The following is a 19,713-nucleotide window of genomic DNA, read 5'->3' on the forward strand; positions in this document are numbered from 1 at the left end:
AAACACTACATCAATAATTAAGCGTTAAACCTGCACCAAAACCCATATCACTATCATAGTGAGCAGAAATACCCATGTATTTAGTGGCAATAAATTTAAGTCCGCCCATAAATTCTTTATCGCTGTTTACCATAAAATTTCCTCTTAAGCGCTTAGAAATCGGTATATCTTCCCGCATTAACTGCAAGCGGACATTACCATCGTGGTACACTTCTGCCTGCGCGATTACCAGCATGGGTAAGGTATAGGCAAGTCCCACACTAAACATACTTCTGTTATCTTTTGTGCTTTTTTGGCCAAAAATATTGCTTTCCTGCTCACCAGCTTCCATTTTCCGGTAGCGCCAATCGAATCCCACAAAAGGCATTAGCCACTGCATTCTATCTATGTACCGGCCAATATGGGTTTCGGTTTCAAAGCCGTGCATTTTATTGTAACCTAAGCGCCATTCGGCGCCAATGCTCCAGCGGGTATTTGCCAACATGGCCATACCGTCGTTTCCATTGCTGGCAAAATCATTTTCGGCCATAAAATGAAACATCCTGTCATCGGCAAAAAGTTTTCGCTGCGCCAGTTTAAGATCCGGAATTTCGGGGTTTAATGGCGAGTTTTCATAGCTGAAAATTTTACCCATGCCGCTCATCATGTGGTACAAAATATGGCAGTGAAAAAACCAATCGCCACTTTCAGATGCGCTAAACTCAATGGTATCGCGCTCCATGGGCATGATATCGAGCACATTTTTTAAAGGTGCATAATCGCCCTGGCCGTTAATTACCCTAAAATCGTGCCCATGCAGGTGCATAGGATGGCGCATCATACTGTTGTTATATAAAATGATCCTTAGGTTTTCGCCTTTTTTGATGAGAATTTTATCTTCTTCGGAGATGGTTTTATTGTCCAAAGTCCAAACATAACGGTTCATATTGCCCGTTAACTGAAACTCCATTTGCTGGGTTGGCGCTTTAGGCAAAACCGTTTTTTCAGGCGAGCGCAACATATCGTAGTTCAATGTTGTTATGGGACCTTTCATGCCTTTATCATTACCCATATTATGACCTTTGTGTGCATCAGCTGTATCTGTACCAGCATCATCCAGTTCAGCATACATTATGACATTCATATCCATCACCTGGTTCTGCATTTTCATACCGTCCATCTGTACCAGATTACCGTTCATATCCATCATTTCGTTCATCATTTTCATGCCTTCGAAATATTTCAGTTTAGGTAATTTCTGAGCAAATACTTTCTGCCCGCTACCCAGCCATAAAGAGGCAGATTTGGTACGATCTTCAGGCGTTACCAAAAACTCGTAGCTTTTATTTTCAGGGATGGTTACTATTACATCATAAGTTTCTGATACAGCAATAATCAGTCTGTCTACTTCTACAGGCGCTACATCATTACCATCATTAGCCACCACCGTTATTTTACCTCCTGCATAAGTGAGCCAAAAATAGGTAGATGCCCCTCCGTTAGCAATACGCAATCTTATCTTGTCACCTGCCTTAAGATTGTTTGGTACCTGATATTGATTTTTCCCGTTTACTAAAAATGCTTCGTAATATACATCACTCACATCCATAGCGGTCATTCGTTTCAGTTCGTTGGTTAGCTTGGTTTTAAAGTGCCCGCCTTTTATGGCCTCAACATAACTTTGTGTGGTACCTTTTTTTATCGCGAACCAATCATTGGCATTATGTAATCTTCTGTCAACTTCGTGAGGTTTCATATTGGTCCACTCACTTAAAACAACAGGTACTGAAGGGATAGCCAGCTCTTTTCTTTTATTCAAAATCATAGTGCCATACATCCCTATTTGCTCCTGCAAACCCGAGTGGCTATGGTACCAATGGGTACCGTTCTGTATAATAGGAAAACGGTAAACATGGGTTTTATTGGGCTCAATAGGCATTTGTGTTAAATAAGGAACCCCATCATATTGATTAGGGAGAAATAGCCCATGCCAATGTAGGGAAGTTGACTCTTTTAGCTTATTGTGCACATGTATTTCTGCTGTATCGCCCTCGGTAAAGGTTAACGTTGGCATCGGTATTTGGCCATTAACCGCAATGGCCCTTTTAGGTTTTCCACCAAAAGTTACTGTTGTATCGGCAATGTACAAATCATAGCGTACAACCTTTGGCAGCCTGTTATTGCCTGAAATTTCGATATCACTTGCTTTTTGTGTGGTTTTTTTTGGGGCAGCTGCTTTTACCTCGTTGTGCTGATGTTGGGCAAAAGCAAAACTACTAAGCAAAATACTAAGGCAACAAACTAAAATAAACTTCATTTTGCGGTTTGTGTTTTATTTAAGTACTTCGGCAACCTTACCACAAGTTAACATTTTGTTACCATAATATGGATTTTTTATCGCCTCTCCTTCGCTTAACCAATAGCTTTTTTTCATCGGACAATAAGCGTAATAAATAGGCTTATCGCTAAGTTTTACTGCTTTTACCAGGGCATAAAAATTGGTCGACAGGGAGGCGAAATGATCTCTTTGTTGTTCAATATCTTTACTATCGGCAATGTGCCCGGCATCAACTAATATTTTATCACGCCATACTTTCGAAGCATTGGTTTTTTCGCTGGCTTTTATGGCGTTAATTAATACAGTAGCCTTGGTGCCTACCACGCTTGCATTGCTACTAATTAAGGCATCTTTAACTTCATAATAAGCCTGCAAAGGGTTAACCGCTGCTGATTTTTCCTGTGCTGAGGCGCTGCCAGCCATCATTAGTACAAGGACATTGATTGACCATAATTTAAATAACCTTTTCATTTTGTGTTTAAGTTAAATGTTAGCAATATATTTCCAGGAACCAGTAGCACGCACTTTTTCACTTTAGCCCGGCAGCTGGATTAAATTTTATTTTAAACAAAACTAGCGGCATGGCCTTTCCGGATGTTATACTTTTACGGAAAATGTTTATATAATTATCGCTCTTACGGTTTGGCGTTAAGCGGTTGGGGGTTGGAGTGGATTAAGCGACTCTAACAATTAACCTCCCTAACTTAAAAACCCTTCGACTGCACTATCAATGACAGCCCCAATAGAAAGATCTTTGCGAGGCACGAAGCAATCTTAAAGCGCTCGCTACTAGCGATAGTTGTAAGATTGCTTTGTCGGCTGAAAAGGCCTCCTCGCAATGACCATTCCTCGACGGAACATAGCACTAACCCCCTCTGTCATTCATATTGATTTTATACAACAAATTAACCCTCTGGATGACAAATCGCAGTTTTACCCCCACACCTCTCCCATCTTACATCATCCATCTTGCATTTCTCATAGTACATTTTCCATCTTTACCCTATATTTGCACATGCTTAAAAAAGAACGCTACAAACTTTTTGTAGAACATTTTTCGGCCAAGCAGCCTGATGCAGAAACCGAGTTACATTATAATAATCCCTATCAGCTTTTAGTAGCGGTAATTCTTTCTGCACAGTGCACCGATAAAAGGGTAAATATGGTAACCCCTGCACTTTTTCAACGCTTTCCTAATGCCAGGGCTTTAGCCGAAGCTACGCCCGATATTGTTTTCGATTACATCAGAAGTATCAGCTACCCCAACAATAAGGCAAAACACCTGGTGGGCATGGCTAATATTTTGCTTCACGAATTTAACGACGTGGTGCCTTCAGGAATTGACGATTTACAGAAAATGCCAGGTGTGGGCCGAAAAACCGCCAATGTAATTGCCTCAGTAATTTACAATGCACCAGCTATGGCGGTTGATACACATGTTTTCCGTGTGGCCAACCGTTTAGGTTTAACTAATGGTAAAACCCCATTGGCGGTTGAAAAAGATTTAGTTAAAAACCTGCCCGAACACGACATCCATATTGCACACCACTGGCTTATCCTGCACGGACGTTACGTTTGCGTGGCCAGAAACCCCAAATGCGCTATTTGCGAAATTACCTACATGTGCAGGTACTTCGAACGTTTAACCGCTCAAAACGAGAGAGATAAATTAAAAGCTTAAAAAATTATTTTCACTTTACTATTGACATTAGCCAAAAAACTTATAACTTAGCTAAATATATTAGTATTATAAATATTAACATTTGATCATATTAGCCGAGAATCGATTATATTTACGCCATCAATGAAAAAAGAAATGAGTACCGCAAATCCAGATAAATTAAAAGCCCTACAACTTACTTTAGATAAACTAGAGAAATCTTACGGTAAAGGCACCATCATGAAACTTGGCGATACCGCTATTGAACCAATAGATTTTATTTCTACAGGATCAATCAGTTTAGATATTGCTTTAGGTATAGGTGGTGTACCAAAAGGTCGTGTAATCGAAATTTATGGCCCGGAGTCTTCTGGTAAAACAACTTTAGCTACACATATTATTGCCGAAGCACAGAAACAAGGTGGTATTGCTGCTTTTATCGATGCAGAGCATGCTTTTGATCAGTTTTATGCGAAGAAATTAGGTGTAGATACTGATAACCTTTTAATCTCTCAACCCGATAATGGTGAGCAGGCATTAGAAATAGCCGATAACTTAATCCGTTCAGGTGCTATTGATGTAATTGTGATTGACTCTGTTGCCGCTTTGGTTCCTAAAAGTGAAATTGAAGGCGAAATGGGCGACAGTAAAATGGGTTTACATGCCCGTTTAATGAGTCAGGCACTACGTAAATTAACCGGAACAATTTCTAAAACCGGATGTTGCTGTATTTTCATTAACCAGTTACGTGATAAAATTGGTGTGATGTTCGGTAACCCTGAAACCACAACCGGTGGTAATGCTTTGAAATTCTATGCATCTGTACGCTTAGATATCCGTCGTATTTCACAGATCAAAGATTCTGACGAAGTTTCTGGTAACCGTGTTAAAGTAAAAATTGTTAAAAATAAAGTAGCTCCACCTTTCCGTATTGCAGAATTTGATGTAATGTTCGGTGAGGGTATTTCTAAAAACGGAGAGATTGTAGATTTAGGTGTTGACTTCGGCATTATCAAAAAAGCAGGATCTTGGTACTCTTACGGAGATACCAAACTTGGTCAAGGTAGAGATGCCGTAAAACAACTGTTAAGCGACAACCCTGAACTTGCAGAAGAATTAGAAATTAAAATTAAAGCCGAAGTAACCGGCGATAAATTGGCTGAGAAATAAGCTGAGCTTAAATTCTAAAAGATTAAAACCCGGCTGTATCATATTTGTAAATCTGTTCGGATTTGTCACGTTGAGCTTGTCGAAAACGCCTGAGGGGCATTAAACAGGTCCTTCGACAGGCTCAGGATGACAATCTATATTTATGATACAGCCTCGTTATGCTTTATAGGTTATACTTATTTCTAGAAGAAGCCTTTGCTAAAAAAGCATAGCTTTAGTTTTGACTAAAAACGGCGCTAAAATCTTTGGTTACATATACAATTACCAAAAGTGCAGCAATAACCAAAGCACCCAGGATAATTACCCCCCAACTCCCCTTCAGTTTGTTTTTATCATTTCTGATCAACCAATATAAAATACCGATCAGCGGTACCGCACAAACAATCCAAAATATTAACGATGCTCCAGTCATATATATAAATTCAATTTAAAAAAATCTCTTTGCCAGTTTTCAGTTGGCGGTTTACAATTTTTTGCCACGAAAGCACTGAAACACGGAGTACATTACATGGTTCTCCACTTGGTCGTCATCCCATACACACAGTCGTCATCCTAAACTTGTTTTATGTTGTGTTTATTGTTTCAATGGTCTAATAGCTACTTCGTGGTCAGGATCTTACCCAACGGTTAATTATCTTAAAAGATTGCTTCGGCTCACATAACTCAGCCTCGCAATGACGAACGAGGGGAAAGATCCATGAACAAGCCTTGCGTTTGGGGTTTTGGCGCTTAGCGTCGATTAACCAATTTCAACCATTAACCAATTAGGCAATTAATGATGAACTATTTGACCAATGACTAATGAACCAATGACCAATAAACCCTCCCCTAAAACTCCATGCGCGCCATTGGCGAAACATCCTGCCCTACAAAATCCTGCTTCAGGTACTTCTGGTAACCTGCAATGGCAATCATGCCCGCATTATCAGTACAATACTGGAACGCCGGTATATATATTTTCCAGCCCAGTTCGTCAGCTGTTTGTTGCAGGCCATTTCTTAAACCAGAGTTTGCCGAAACACCTCCTGCAATAGCAATTTTCTTTAATCCCGTATTGTTTTGCTGCTTTCTTTAACTTGTTCAGCAAAATTTGCACAATACTGTGTTGAACCGATGCACAAATATCATCTAAATTTTCGGCAATAAAATTAGGGTTCTCTTTTTCCTGCTTTCTGATAAAATACAGAATAGAAGTTTTAAAACCGCTAAAGCTAAAATTCAGATCGGCAATTTGTGGTTCGGCAAATTTAAAGGCCAAAGGGTTTCCATGTTGTGCATGTTTATCAATCAGCGGTCCGCCAGGATAAGGCAAGGCTAGTAATTTAGCGGTTTTATCAAAAGCTTCTCCCGCCGCATCGTCTAATGTTTCGCCAACAATTTCCATATCAAAGTAATCTTTTACCAGTACAATCTGTGTATGTCCGCCTGAAACGGTTAAACAGATAAAAGGGAAACTTGGCTTAGGATCATCAATAAAGTGCGCTAAGATGTGCGCATGCATGTGATTGACAGAAATTAAAGGTATATTTAAAGCTAATGCAAAAGATTTCGCGAAAGAGACGCCAACCAGTAAGGATCCTAAAAGGCCAGGGCCACGTGTAAAAGCTACGGCATCAATGTCTTGTTTTGTAACTTTAGCATTAATTAAAGCTTGTTGTACGGCAGGTACAATATTTTGTTGATGTACCCTTGAAGCTAATTCAGGTATAACACCACCATAATTTTGATGAATTGTTTGGTTTGCAATAACATTGGCAGTAATTTTGCCGTTGTTACAAATAGCAACAGATGTATCATCGCAAGAAGACTCGATAGCAAGTATAACAGACAAATTATTAATATTTAAGCTGCAAAATTATTAAAAAACTATTTAAAATACTCCTTTGGGTAATCGCATCAATAATTTTGCTGCTTGCGCTTCTTATTTTTTCGCTGCAATTTAAGTCCGTTCAAACTTATTTAGCGCAGAAAACTGCTGCGTACCTGTCAAAAGAGCTCAAAACCACCGTTTCAATTAGAAGTCTTTATATTAAACCCTTTAAATCTATCGTACTGGAAGATTTATTGGTATTGGATTTACAAAAAGACACTTTATTGAGAACCCCTCAGTTCATGGTCGATATTAATCAATTATCCATCGATAAAAAGATTATCGATATCAATACCATTCAAATCAACAATGGGCGGTTTTTCCTAAAGGATTTCAAAGATAAGTCTTCTAATCTCGATTTCATTATAAACTACTTCGATTCTGGTAAACCCACTGTAAAGAAAAAGAAAAGCAAGCCATACGATATCAATATTGGCCGTATTATTTTAAACAAATTTGCCTTCAGGTATAAAAATTACGGAGCAAAAGATACTACGCAAGGCAAAAGTGTAAACTTCGAGAATATTGATATTAAAGAACTCAGCGGTATTTTTGAGGGGCTCGACACGAAAAAGCACCTGGTTAAAACCAATATCAAAAACCTAACCTTTAAGGAGCGGAGCGGATTTTACCTGAAAAATCTAACAGCGCAAACTACTATAGACAGTAATGCTATTGAGCTGAAAAATCTATTGCTCGAAACCAATCAGAGCCGTTTAACCGATTATTACCAAATGCGGTTTAAAAGTTATAAAGATTTTAACCACTACGTAGATAATGTGCGGATGAAAGCTATTTTTAAAAATAGCCATATCACCTCAAGAGACATTGCATTCTTTGCGCCTGAAATGAACACCATGAAACTCGACCTGGATGTTGATGGTCAGATTACGGGTTTAGTGAATAACCTTAAAGCCAAAAAACTATCATTAAGAACAGGAAAAGCCACACACATTAAAGGAGATTTTATTATAAAGGGACTACCGAAATGGAAAGAGACCTTTATGGACCTCAACATTGAAATGGCGGGGACTAATAAAACCGACCTGGAGGAAGTGCTGGCAGGCATTACCAACAGCAAGAAGAAAATTGTTCCTGTAATTGTAAACAAATTTGGCAACATTAACTTTAATGGAAGCTTCACCGGTTTCCAGAACGACTTTATTGCCTATGGCGAATTTAAAACCAAACTTGGCCGTATTGTTTCAGATGTGAACATGAAAATCGACAAAAACGATGTTCCATCCTATACCGGGAATGTAAAAAGCTACGATTTTAACCTGGGTAATCTGATTGATGAAAAAAGTCTTGGCCGCATCAGTTCTTCTTTATATGTTAAGGGACGTGGTACTGAGCTTAAAGAGTTAACCGAGAAGATAAACGGCGATATAGACTATATCGATTTTAATAATTACCGATACCACAATGTGAAAATTGATGGAACTTTTAATAAAAAGTATTTCGATGGTAAGCTAAGCATTAACGATCGCAACGTGAAACTGGTTTTTGATGGCGGGGTAAACCTGAATCCAAAACTGCCTGTATTTAACTTTAATGCTACAATTTCAAAAGCAAAATTAAAGGCCTTAAAACTCCTGAAAGATTCGTTACAGGTTGATGCTAAATTTACGACCAATTTCTCGGGCACCAACCTGAACAATATATCGGGCAAATTATTAATTGAAGAAATCAGACTACAAAACCCGAAAGGCATTTACAGTGTAGATTCGGTACAGTTAATGGCCAACGGTACGGGTGCCAGCCGCGTACTGGATATCCGGTCAGATATTTTAGATGCCAGCATTAAAGGTGAATATGATTTAAATTCTATTGTTTCGTATTACAAAGCCATTGCCAAAACGTATATCCCTTCGTTAAAAGCCGATATTATTAAATACAAGAACCAGATTTTTCAGTTTAACCTGAAGGTTAAAAAATTCGAACCGCTTGCGCAGATCTTTCTACCAGGCTTGGAATTAGAAGAGGGTGCTGTACTAACAGGAGATTTCGATTCGCGCAACAATACCGCAACGCTGAACGGTTTTGTGAAGAAACTAAAATACAATGGCATTGTGGTAAACAATATTATCCTCGATGAAAATACCACTACACAACAGCTTCAACTGATTGTAACCTCCGATCGTGTGCAGATTAACGATAGTTTATTTATTAAAGATGTAAACATTTCCAATATCCTGCGGAACGACAGTTTGGCCTTCAACGTAAAAATGTCGAACGCAGACGAAGACAATCAGCTTGATTTAAACGGACTGGTAGAATTTACCAAAAACCAGGATACCACGGCAAGGTTAAGCGTATTGCCATCGATCTTAAAAATTAATAATGAAGAGTGGCGCATTCAGGAAAAAGTACGCATCGTATTAAACAATGGTAAAACCGAAATCAGTAATTTCGATTTAACCAACGGGAAACAGCAACTTACTATTGATGGATTAATTTCGGAAGATCCCAAAGATTTAATTAGTGTTGGCTTTAAAGATTTTAACTTAAAAACCCTGAATCCTTTTACCAAAGGCTTTGGAGTTAAATTAGGCGGAAACGTTAACGGGGCAACTGATTTGTATGGCATATTAAAAGCACCCAGGGTAACCGACGATTTAAAGATTGATTCGTTAAACTTTAACGATATCTATATCGGCACCTTAACCGATACTTCATCGTACAGCAACGAGAGCAAAAAAATAAATGTATTTACACGCATCATGGCCGACGGTTCAGAGACTCTTAAACTGACCGGAAATCTAGATCTAAAAGAAAAAGCGATCGACCTTGCTGTAAAAATGGACGAAAGTAAGCTTACCATTCTCGAGCCTTTTGTTAAACAACTGGTATCCAATTTAAAAGGAAATATCTCGGCAGATTTAACCGTAAAAGGTAAATTTGACAAGCCTGAAATTAATGGAAATGTATCGTTAAATAAGGCACAGCTGATGGTGAACTACCTTAAAACCACCTATGTAATTACTGATCAGGTAGAGGTGAATAATAGCGTAATTAAACTCGACGATTTTGAGCTTAAGGACCTGGAAGGCCATGAAGCTACTGCACGCGGTAGTGTTGATTTAAACGACATTAACTACCCTACATTGAAAGTAACGGTGAATGCAAACAGTTTAATGGCCTTAAACACTACCGCGAAAGACAATTCGGTATACTATGGCCGTGCATATGGCACGGGCGTATTTACGTTTACAGGCCCTACCAATAAAATGAAGATCGATATCAAGGCAAAAACGGAGAAAGGAACCGTGTTTAACTTGCCTCTAAATAGTTCTGAAACCATATCGGATAAAGATTTTATTAATTTTGTAAGCCGCGATTCGACTGTTCTGGTTAAGAAAAAAACCAACTTTGATGGTTTAACCCTAACCTTCAAATTAACCATCGACCCGAATACCACCGCGAATATATTTACCACCCTGGGTAATTTAAGTGGCAAGGGTAATGCCGATCTAAACTTAAACATCAACAGTTTCGGCGATTTCGAAATGTCTGGCGATTATATCATCGAGACCGGAAGTTTCGATTTTACAGCCCAGGAGGTAATCAACAAAAAATTCGAAATCAGGCAAGGTGGAACCATCCGCTGGACGGGTAACCCTACTGCCGCACAAATTAACTTAAAAGCAGTATACGCTTTGAGGGCAAGTTTAAACGACCTTTACAAAGCAGCCAACCGCGATGCCAGCAGCAATGCCAACCAAAGGGTAAATACCGAGGTAGAGATGGGGTTAACGGGTTTACTGTTAAAACCAGATATTAAGCTCGATATCAATTTCCCTGCACAACCTTCTATTAAAGAAGAACTGCAAACCTATTTCAGCGATCAGAACAACCTGAACCTGCAGGCTTTCAGTTTAATTATCAGAAGAAGTTTTGCCCCTGGAAATGGTGGCGAATCGATCGGAAACCAGCTCAGTTCTACCGCAACCAGTACAGCTACAGAGTTGGTATTTAACCAGTTTAACAATGTACTTTCTTCATTAAACCTAAACTTTGTCGATCTGAACGTACGCTCGTTGAGCGAGGCCAATGCATCGTTTAAATTCTTTAGTGATCGTTTAATTATTAATGCAGGTATTGTAGATCGAAACAGTGTGAACGATTTTACCGTGATCGATTTCTCTAAAGACAATGTAGGCAGAGAGGTTGAGGCACTTTTCCTGATTAAAAAAGATGGTAGCTTAACCGTAAAAGCTGCAAATAAACCTCCTACGCAACAGAGTATATTCTTAAACAGCGGGATCAGTTCAACGGCAAACGTTACCTCTTTTGGTTTGGTGTATACCCAGCAGTTTGATACGTTTAAGGAGTTTATTCAGAAAATTTCTGGCGCTTACCGCCGGAACCTGAAAAGGAACCAAAGCCAGGTTCCTGTTAAAACGAATAAATCGATTAATAAAGACGCGATTATTAATCAAAGCAAAGGGAACCAACGGAGGTAAAGAGGTTGGTTCATTTGTTGAGTAGTCATTAGTTCATTGGTTCAATAGTTGATTAGTTCGTGCGGAGTCGTCATTCCCAGAGGTTAGCTTTTTAACAAAAAACAAAGGAGTTGGGTGACAGGTAAGATAAATCGTCATCGACCGCAGTGGAGAGATCTTTTAACATAGTCCAAAGATCTCTCCACTCCGCATTTGCTTCGGTCGAGATGACGCCAATTTAGAATCTGTCATTGGTACGCAGGTGGGAATCTTAATGCCATTGCATTCTGGTCTCTTTTAATCGTTATAATCATGTTATATAGATCCTGACCACGAAGTAGCTATTAGACCATTGAAAACAATAAACAACTAATAAAACAAGTTCAGGAGGACGATCTCGGGAGAATTTATAGATTCAAGACCTGGAAGTCAAGACTCCAGACTAATTAATTTCTCATTCGCACTTTCATTCTGAACGCAGTGAAGAATCTCCTACCTATAATACACAGAACCACAAATCACAACATCGAAACGGTAAATTTATAATCGGCGCCACGCTTACAGATCCTGATCCTCAGATGTCTGATAGGGTGACGAACCGCAGGAGAAATTAACCGAATCAAGACTTAAATGATCTTATATGTCTTATATGGTAAAACCAAATCCGTTGCTATGGAGTTAACGATAAAGATCCTGAACCAAGTTCAGGAGGACGAGCCGAGGAGAAATTAACCGAATCAAGACTTAAATGATTTTATATGGTAAAAACTCAGTGATGGCTATGGAATTACTAAGATCCTGAAACAAGTTCAGGATGACGAATCTCAGTATACGCATAAAAAAAACCAACAATCGAACATCTGTTCAACTGTTGGTCTTGTATAAGTTTTCAATTAGTAATTTCAGTTCGCACAATCCAAACTGTTAACTGCAAACTGTTAACTGCCAACTGAATTATCCTTTCATAATCGAATGGCCCATTTTATCTCTTTTGGTCGTTAAATAACGTTCGTTATGTACATTACTTGCAATTTCGATCGGGATGTTTTCTACCACTTCTAAGCCATAACCAATTAAGCCTGCTCTCTTGGTTGGGTTATTACTCATTAAACGCATTTTACTCACCCCTTCCGATCGCAGGATCTGCGCACCTACACCATAATCGCGTTCATCGCCTTTAAAGCCTAATTTAATATTCGCTTCTACCGTATCGAAACCGGCATCCTGTAAGTTATACGAACGTAATTTATTGATCAGCCCGATACCTCTACCCTCCTGGTTCATGTATACCACAATGCCTTTACCTTCTTTTTCAATCATTTCTAATGCTTTGTGCAACTGCGGACCACAATCGCAACGGCATGAACCGAAGATATCGCCTGTTACACAAGAGCTGTGTACACGTGCTAAAATAGGTTCGTTGGCATTCCATTCGCCTTTAGAAATAGCTAAATGTGTGGCATTGTTATCTAACTGCGTATAGGCTGTCATTTTAAAATCGCCCCAAGCCGTAGGTAAATCGATGCTAACCTCTTGTTTAATCAAACTATCCATGGTTAAACGGTAGGCGATTAAATCTTCTATTGATATAATTTTTAACTGGTGCTGCTCGGCAATTTTAAATAAATCAGGAAGTCTGGCCATTTCGCCATCTTCTTTTAAAATCTCTACCAATAAACCTGCAGGTTTCATGCCGGCTAAACGCGCTAAATCTACCGCAGCTTCTGTATGACCTGCACGGCGGATTACGCCACCGTCTTTGGCAATTAAAGGAAAAATATGTCCTGGCCTGCCCAACTCTTCAGGGTCGGTTTTAGGATTAACCAAAGCCAGCATGGTTTTAGAGCGGTCGCTTGCCGAAATCCCCGTGGTACAACCATGGCCAACCAGGTCGACTGAAACTGTAAAATTAGTTTCGTAAGCGGCCGTATTTTTACCCACCATCAGGTTCAGGTTTAATTCTTTACAACGTTCTTCTGTTAGGGGCGCACAGATTAAACCGCGGCCATAAGTAGCCATAAAATTGATAATCTCGGGCGTTGCATTTTCGGCTGCCGTTAAAAAATCACCTTCGTTCTCTCTATTCTCATCATCTACAACAATAATAACTTTACCAGCTTTTATATCTGCGATGGCCTCTTCTATTGTGTTTAATTTTGTTTGCATTTTATAAACATTATGGGGCAAATGGTGTGTAAGGCGTATTAAAATCAATTTATACCACAAACAATAACCCGTACAAATGTACAACCTTATTGAGCAATATTTGGATTAAAATATCATCTGTAAGTAAAGGAAAAGGCGCCTATTTTTCCTTCTTTTTAAATAGTTTGAGGAAGAGTTGCTTGTAGTAATTTACATCAAATAAGGCCGAATCTACGGTAGCTTTATAGGTTAAAAAGGCCGCCAGAGGCGATAAAACAATTACGGCAATCCACATCCCGAAGATTGGGTTCAAATTACCTTCGCGAGCCGACTTTTCGGCCACCGTGGTAATAATGTGGTACACTAAGAAGAAGCAAATGGCCACCACAACGGGTAAACCCATCCCTCCTTTTCTAATAATGGCACCTAATGGCGCACCAATAAAAAACAACAGGATGCAAGACGCAGCCAGGGTAAATTTACGTTGGTACTCTACGGTGGTAAAAATAATTTCGCCGGTTAAATCGGTTTGGCGCGGGCCCCAGTTGGGTACGTGCTGCATAATATTCGCAACCGTATTGTTTGCATTATCAAGGGCCAGTTTCCGCGATCCGTTAGGAATACTCTTCAGTATTACATCATCAATCTTTTTCGGAACAGCTTTTATACTTGTATAACCTTTAGTCACATTAAACTGTTTGAAGTTGCTGGTGAGATTGGCAATGGTTCGCATTTTCATGGTATCCAATTGCTTGGTCAGTGAGTCGCGCTTTTTAACAATCCCTTTCAGGTTTAACATGGGCGTACTGTTTCCAAATGCATTCGGATCGGTGGTACTGCCATCAAAAGACGACATATCGAAACGCGGTGAGGTTTCTTTAAAACGGTTCCGCGTAAAAATCTGCCGCGGGTTATACATGCCGTTTTTCGAAGATTGCTCTTCGTACTGCACGCCATTTTTAAGGTTAAGCACCAAATATTTACCATCGGCGGTTTTGTTCATTTTACCCTCTTTCGCCAGAATTACCTTCGGAATTCCGTTATTCTCGCGGTGATCGTAAATCATGATATTGTGCAAGGTACCGTCTTCCTCTTTCGAATCAACACGGATGGCATAACCCGGAATGGCGTTGTTAAAAACCCCTGGTTTGATTAAAAATGAAAGTTTTTTATTCCTGATATCGTACAGTAGCGAGCCAAATTTCAGGTTGGCTTTGGGCAGCATATAGTTGGCAAAAAAGAAGGAGGCTATGGTGAGCATCAAAATCACCACAAACAGGGGGCGCATGGCTTTCTGCAAAGAAATACCTGCCGATTTAATGGCCACCAGCTCATAATTTTCGCCGAGTGTACCAAAAGTCATGATGGAAGAAAGCAGTACCGATAGTGGCAGCGCCATTGATACATTGGCTGCCGAGGCGTAATACATCAGCTCCAGAATGGTGTACCATTCGAAACCTTTTCCAATTAAATCATCAATCCATTTAAACAGAAAAAACATTAATAGAATAAACATCATAACAAAAAATGTTGCTATGAATGGCTTCACAAATGCTTTTATTAATAGAAGATGTATTTTTTTTCACCCTACAAAGGTAAACAATACGAAGGTAATTTATGCACCCAATACGCTAATCAGATAATCGATCTGGTTATCCCAGATTAATTTTTTCTCTGCTAGAAGCTCATCGGTAGTAAAATCAGTAATCGAGAGGGCAACATCATTGGTTAGTTCATCCTGTACAATTTCCATCTCAAAATAACATTGAGGTTCGTCATCAAGCCACTTAAATTTAACCAGCTTATTTTCTTTAATGGAAACCAGTTTTGCTTTTTGCTGCTCATCATCCCAGGTAAAAGTATACACCTGATCGCGGAAATTCACATCGTCCGCAAACCATTGCGATAAGCCGTTTGGCTCACTTATAAAACTATACAATATTCTTGGTGACGATCTAACTTCGTACTCTAGTGTAAATTTTTTCTTTTCTGCCATGTTAGTACACTACCAGGATAATTTCCGGACTATTTTTTAATATTATTTTTCTAAAGAAAGGTAATTTATTCTATATCTGCAACAATATAATTTTTATTGGTTCCCGGGGGTGGTGCATCGGTTCATTTGCCATTGGTTTAGTGGTTATTGGGGTTAATAGGTTAACTGACTACCGACTCCAACCTACCTCCTATTGCGTCATTCCGAGGCCGATCCTTCATCGGGTAAAGCAATCTTAAAACGATCGCTAAGTTCGCTTTCCCCTGTCATTCTGAGCGCAGTGAAGAACCTCTAAGCTATGAAAACCAGGCCTCAAATAAACCAAAACCAAAGCGAGAATTATTAATGGGCAATGCCTATCACCATACAGATCCTTCATTACATTCAGGATGACAAACCACGTGGTAATCGGCGCTAGATGACTAATCGCTTAATTCACACCAAACGCCTACCGCCAAACGCAAACCCCTTTAAACGACTCAAGACTACCGCCTCTGGACTCCAGACTAATTCCTTTACCCATTCCCTACCTTTTCTTTACCCTTTCTCTACACCAGGTTAACCCCATGTTAACCCTTTGCTTACCAATTCTTTACCTTGGCGTTACCTAATTTATTACCTAAAAGGTAAAGGATTCGCGAATATCAGCTATGGAAAAAGTTACCTTGGGGATGACTTGGTAGCACCAGGGGGTAATCAATCTTTGAAACCATCAATTTTATGAGCACAAATGGCCAGCTGAAATATCTTTCGTACATACCGTAAGCAATAGGCTTGATCATATGCTAAGACCAGGAATGCGGTTAATTCTGCGGTATCCGCCGAAATACTGCCCTTTGTTGTGTTATTAATTTCTAAAAACAGGCTCCCTTAAGGCCTAAAATGACGATTACAGCCTCTTAAAAACAATCAAATTTACTGAGCAATAGTACTTTAAAGTATTTTTCACATTTCTTTTTAATAGAATGTATATTTATTCTATATTTGCAACTCTTAAAAATAACCACATCGATATTTACATTATTTAGTAAATATGAACCCGGCGGGGTAGCTCAGATGGTTAGAGCGCAGGATTCATAACCCTGAGGTCGGCAGTTCGATCCTGCTCCCCGCTACATAAGGAAACACTTGTAATTATAGTGTTTCCTTTTTTTTTACCAATAAAAATCTGTGGCTCAAATTATTACTATTCGGCCAAATCGTGTTCGACAATCACTAAAAACTTCTTAAACTTTTTTCTAATGCAGTCTAAAAAATAGCTTCATATACTTGTAGATGCCGATTTTAGCGAGTTCGACTTCTCCTTTGGGTTATGGCTATTTTCAGCTTTTTCATCTTTCCCATAATTCCTTGCGATCAGATAAAAAAATCCAAGATTACGTCAGCTTCTCTTTCATCAACTTCAATGCCGTTCTTGGCCAAAATAGAGTTGCCCTTTTAACCGAAATATTTTTCTCGATAAAGTTAGTTTCCATAAATAGACATTTTTGTTCAATTAAATTCCGGTTATTAATTAGATAAATAGCATACAATATATTGCTCAGCACTTGTCCGTCAGCCTCACTTTTGGTAATGCAATGTTAGCGGAGGTATCTTTCTTAAATTAACCACCTCGGAGTCTTCTTTTTATATTCTAAGTATGGTTGGCCAAACCACTGTTCCATCAATTTCTCTTCTCGTAATACAAATTGTGTTTGCACGAGGATAAAGAATATGGGAACTACAAGCACAGGTGAAAATGTCCCTAAAAGTACCGCAATACCGATCAGCATTGTGGTTAACCCCAAATACATTGGGTTTCTTGTGTACTTAAAAGGTCCTGTAGTGACAATTAAAGTTGCTTTAGCGCCGGGACGAGGATTTGTTCCTAATCTTCGGAAATATAAGCCGCTCCCAAGACTGAGAGAAAATCCTAAAACAAGAAATATGATACCAAGGTATCTCCAAGGGTAATGCAACCAGCGTCCGATTGGAATAAATGAACTGAGTAATATCATCACAATTAATCCTATAAGAAAATAAATTGGAGGAGGAATACGAGGTATTGAAGTGTTCATGATGATTTGATTATAAATTCCTTGCTGCTGACGATTAACGGCTTGCGGTAACCCGTGTTCTGTCTGCCGCAGCTTAGGCCGAATGATGAATTTATCTAAAAGTCTTATTCTACTGCTCAGTACCGTTCGGTCAACCTGGATATGCAGCACAAAAGCGAACTACTACTGATGCAGCGTTTGGCCCAGCCACAACGCCAAACCGCATGTTACGTGCAGCTTTTATTGTTATTTTTAAAATTCTTCTTCTACCAAAGCGTTATTTAAAAACACGCCTGTGTTACTCCCTGTTGATACAGCATATGGTACAGAACGAAGAGGATTGGTACTGTCTCCACAAGCGAATATATTGTCTACTGTTGTTTTCTGAAATGCATCTACTTTGACAAGTCCCTGTTCTGACAATTCACAGCCCAATGATTCGGGGATTTTACAGTGTTGTTCAAAAGGAGGTCTTGAATAGATAACTTTTAGTTGAAAAGTTGTATTATCTGAAAAAACTATTTCTTCAACTACTCCGTCTTTGTGTTTCAATGAGGTGATTTCCTTTTCAACTATTGAAATATTGTGTCTTTTGATTTCGTCAGTTTGCTCCTGTGTCAGTTCCGGTTTTCCATTGGTAAATATCGTCAGATCCTTTGTCCAGTTACGAATAAGCCGAGCCAGATGAAATGCACCATATCCATTTGCAAAAATCCCTGTTTTTTGATTCCTTACTTCATATCCGTGGCAATAGGGACAATGAAGCACTGTAATTCCCCAACATTCAGAAAACCCCTCGATGTTTGGCATTTTATCTTTTAACCCTGTTGCGAAAACCAGTTTTTCAGCAGAAAATATTTTTCCTGATTGAGTTGAAATCTCAAATCCCTTATCGGTTTTTGTACTCTTAACGGCAAGGTCAGTTATGAATTTTACCGTGTCGTATTTCAACACTTCATTTTTTGCTTTTTCCGCAATAACACTTGGTTTTTCTCCGTCTTGCGTAATGAAGTTATGCGAGTGAGGTGTTTGTCGGTTACAAGGCAAACCGCTGTCAATGATCAGAACATTTCTTAATGCTCGTCCCAAAGCCATCGCTGCCGAAAGTCCTGCATAGCTTCCGCCAACTATGATTACGTCAAAATTTTTGTTATCCGTCATTTCGTTAAAATTTGAAAATGTTGTTAATGATAAAGGTAAAGCTAATACTGATAAAGCAAGTCCCCCTTATTTAATTAGTTCTTGTCTTGATATTTCTTTCGGTCCGGTCATTTGTTTTTTAGACTTGTGCAATATCACTTGGCACTTGCCAGCTTCATCTTTACTTTCATCATCACCGAGTCTGGCAGTATTCCTGCTAAAATAGAATTAAACCGGTTTTGAAAACCGACAATTTTCTTTCCTTTTCCGTGTAGCAAAAGATTCACTCCTTCGGTAGCCACTGTCTTTACTGGGGTAGGCTTATTGGATTTCAGCAGATTGGTCTCCCTCATTTCCGGCGAAACAAAAGCGGTTTCGGTTGTACCGGGAGCCAGTGTGGTAACCACTACGCCGGTTCCTTCCAGTTCGGCGGCAAGTGTCTGTGAAAAGGCTAAGACAAAAGCCTTGGTAGCGGAATAGACCGACATATAAGGGAAAGGCAAATATGCAAGCACTGAAGACACGTTCATAATCCTGCCTGACTTTCGGGCTGCCATGTCTTTTGCAAACAATTTGGTAAGGATAACTAGGCTGCTGATATTGAGATCAATCATTTCCAACTCCTTTTCCAGTGAGGTTTCCAGAAAACTTCCATAGTCGCCCAATCCTGCATTGTTAACCAAATGAGATACCTGATAGCCGCCTCTCTTGATATCATCAAATAACTGAGCCGCTTGCTCTGTTCTGCCTAAGTCTTTGGGTATGTAGTGCACATCAATTCCGTATCTGATAGTTAATTCCTGCTGCATAGCTAGCAGCTTATCCTCGTTGCGGGCAGTGAGGATTAGATTGTATTCTAAAGCCGCAAGCTGTTGGGCCATTTCGTAACCAATTCCAGATGATGCTCCGGTTATTAGAATGTATTGTTTCATTT

At 39.3% G+C, this 19,713-nt stretch carries 12 protein-coding genes, 1 tRNA gene and 1 pseudogene; 4 read left to right on the plus strand and 10 right to left on the minus strand.

Annotated features, from left to right (window positions below; genetic code table 11):
• Window positions 1–10 precede the first annotated feature (10 nt).
• Both QF042_RS22990 and QF042_RS22995 read right to left on the minus strand, forming a co-directional pair.
• The gene (locus QF042_RS22990; protein WP_307532500.1) at window positions 11–2,296 is read right to left on the minus strand and encodes a multicopper oxidase domain-containing protein; all 2,286 of its coding nucleotides are present in this window, start codon (window positions 2,294–2,296) and stop codon (window positions 11–13) included.
• A 15-nt stretch (window positions 2,297–2,311) separates the two neighbouring features.
• Complete coding sequence (locus QF042_RS22995; protein ID WP_307532501.1) at window positions 2,312–2,788, minus strand: DUF3347 domain-containing protein; 477 nt, start codon at window positions 2,786–2,788, stop codon at window positions 2,312–2,314.
• 544 nt (window positions 2,789–3,332) lie between these two features.
• Here QF042_RS22995 and nth point away from each other — a divergent pair.
• Both nth and recA read left to right on the plus strand, forming a co-directional pair.
• The gene (gene nth, locus QF042_RS23000; protein WP_307532502.1) at window positions 3,333–3,998 is read left to right on the plus strand and encodes an endonuclease III; all 666 of its coding nucleotides are present in this window, start codon (window positions 3,333–3,335) and stop codon (window positions 3,996–3,998) included.
• Window positions 3,999–4,133: 135 nt separating this feature from the next.
• Complete coding sequence (gene recA, locus QF042_RS23005; protein WP_307533323.1) at window positions 4,134–5,147, plus strand: recombinase RecA; 1,014 nt, start codon at window positions 4,134–4,136, stop codon at window positions 5,145–5,147.
• Window positions 5,148–5,361: 214 nt separating this feature from the next.
• Here the strand turns inward: recA and QF042_RS23010 are convergent, their stop codons facing one another.
• Both QF042_RS23010 and tsaD read right to left on the minus strand, forming a co-directional pair.
• Window positions 5,362–5,559 (minus strand): hypothetical protein, encoded by a 198-nt coding sequence (locus QF042_RS23010; RefSeq protein ID WP_307532503.1) that lies wholly within the window; start codon window positions 5,557–5,559, stop codon window positions 5,362–5,364.
• Window positions 5,560–5,975: 416 nt separating this feature from the next.
• Window positions 5,976–6,978 (minus strand): annotated as a pseudogene (tsaD, locus tag QF042_RS23015) (tRNA (adenosine(37)-N6)-threonylcarbamoyltransferase complex transferase subunit TsaD).
• A 74-nt stretch (window positions 6,979–7,052) separates the two neighbouring features.
• Here tsaD and QF042_RS23020 point away from each other — a divergent pair.
• Window positions 7,053–11,483 carry a translocation/assembly module TamB domain-containing protein gene (locus QF042_RS23020; RefSeq protein ID WP_307532504.1) on the plus strand — a complete coding sequence of 1,477 codons (4,431 nt, stop codon included), beginning with the start codon at window positions 7,053–7,055 and terminating at the stop codon, window positions 11,481–11,483.
• A gap of 933 nt (window positions 11,484–12,416) precedes the next feature.
• Here the strand turns inward: QF042_RS23020 and QF042_RS23025 are convergent.
• From QF042_RS23025 to QF042_RS23035, 3 genes are all read right to left on the minus strand, one after another.
• A complete protein-coding gene (locus QF042_RS23025; RefSeq protein WP_307532505.1) occupies window positions 12,417–13,628 on the minus strand; it encodes a bifunctional 3,4-dihydroxy-2-butanone-4-phosphate synthase/GTP cyclohydrolase II in 1,212 nt (403 codons plus the stop codon).
• Window positions 13,629–13,767: 139 nt separating this feature from the next.
• On the minus strand, window positions 13,768–15,183 hold the full coding sequence (locus QF042_RS23030) for an LptF/LptG family permease (protein ID WP_307533326.1): 1,416 nt from the start codon (window positions 15,181–15,183) through the stop codon (window positions 13,768–13,770).
• Between the two features lie 39 nt (window positions 15,184–15,222).
• On the minus strand, window positions 15,223–15,603 hold the full coding sequence (locus QF042_RS23035) for an START-like domain-containing protein (protein ID WP_029278206.1): 381 nt from the start codon (window positions 15,601–15,603) through the stop codon (window positions 15,223–15,225).
• A 1,041-nt stretch (window positions 15,604–16,644) separates the two neighbouring features.
• Here QF042_RS23035 and QF042_RS23040 point away from each other — a divergent pair.
• Window positions 16,645–16,718 (plus strand) — tRNA-Met (locus QF042_RS23040).
• A 483-nt stretch (window positions 16,719–17,201) separates the two neighbouring features.
• Here QF042_RS23040 and QF042_RS23045 read toward each other — a convergent pair.
• The 3 genes from QF042_RS23045 to QF042_RS23055 all read right to left on the minus strand — a co-directional run bounded on the left by QF042_RS23045 (window position 17,202) and on the right by QF042_RS23055 (window position 19,711).
• Complete coding sequence (locus QF042_RS23045; RefSeq protein ID WP_307532506.1) at window positions 17,202–17,660, minus strand: isoprenylcysteine carboxylmethyltransferase family protein; 459 nt, start codon at window positions 17,658–17,660, stop codon at window positions 17,202–17,204.
• Window positions 17,661–17,891: 231 nt separating this feature from the next.
• Window positions 17,892–18,800 carry an NAD(P)/FAD-dependent oxidoreductase gene (locus QF042_RS23050; RefSeq protein WP_307532507.1) on the minus strand — a complete coding sequence of 303 codons (909 nt, stop codon included), beginning with the start codon at window positions 18,798–18,800 and terminating at the stop codon, window positions 17,892–17,894.
• A 134-nt stretch (window positions 18,801–18,934) separates the two neighbouring features.
• A complete protein-coding gene (locus tag QF042_RS23055; RefSeq protein ID WP_307532508.1) occupies window positions 18,935–19,711 on the minus strand; it encodes an SDR family oxidoreductase in 777 nt (258 codons plus the stop codon).
• Window positions 19,712–19,713 lie beyond the last annotated feature (2 nt).

The organism is Pedobacter sp. W3I1 (assembly GCF_030816015.1).
Classification (GTDB): Bacteria; Bacteroidota; Bacteroidia; order Sphingobacteriales; family Sphingobacteriaceae; genus Pedobacter.

Bases quoted from the DNA above. Each gene is read 5' to 3' on its own strand.
- QF042_RS22990 (WP_307532500.1), bottom strand. From the start codon at position 2,296: ATGAAGTTTATTTTAGTTTGTTGCCTTAGTATTTTGCTTAGTAGTTTT.
- QF042_RS22995 (WP_307532501.1), bottom strand. From the start codon at position 2,788: ATGAAAAGGTTATTTAAATTATGGTCAATCAATGTCCTTGTACTAATG.
- nth (WP_307532502.1), top strand. From the start codon at position 3,333: ATGCTTAAAAAAGAACGCTACAAACTTTTTGTAGAACATTTTTCGGCC.
- recA (WP_307533323.1), top strand. From the start codon at position 4,134: ATGAGTACCGCAAATCCAGATAAATTAAAAGCCCTACAACTTACTTTA.
- QF042_RS23010 (WP_307532503.1), bottom strand. From the start codon at position 5,559: ATGACTGGAGCATCGTTAATATTTTGGATTGTTTGTGCGGTACCGCTG.
- QF042_RS23025 (WP_307532505.1), bottom strand. From the start codon at position 13,628: ATGCAAACAAAATTAAACACAATAGAAGAGGCCATCGCAGATATAAAA.
- QF042_RS23035 (WP_029278206.1), bottom strand. From the start codon at position 15,603: ATGGCAGAAAAGAAAAAATTTACACTAGAGTACGAAGTTAGATCGTCA.
- QF042_RS23045 (WP_307532506.1), bottom strand. From the start codon at position 17,660: ATGAACACTTCAATACCTCGTATTCCTCCTCCAATTTATTTTCTTATA.
- QF042_RS23050 (WP_307532507.1), bottom strand. From the start codon at position 18,800: ATGACGGATAACAAAAATTTTGACGTAATCATAGTTGGCGGAAGCTAT.
- QF042_RS23055 (WP_307532508.1), bottom strand. From the start codon at position 19,711: ATGAAACAATACATTCTAATAACCGGAGCATCATCTGGAATTGGTTAC.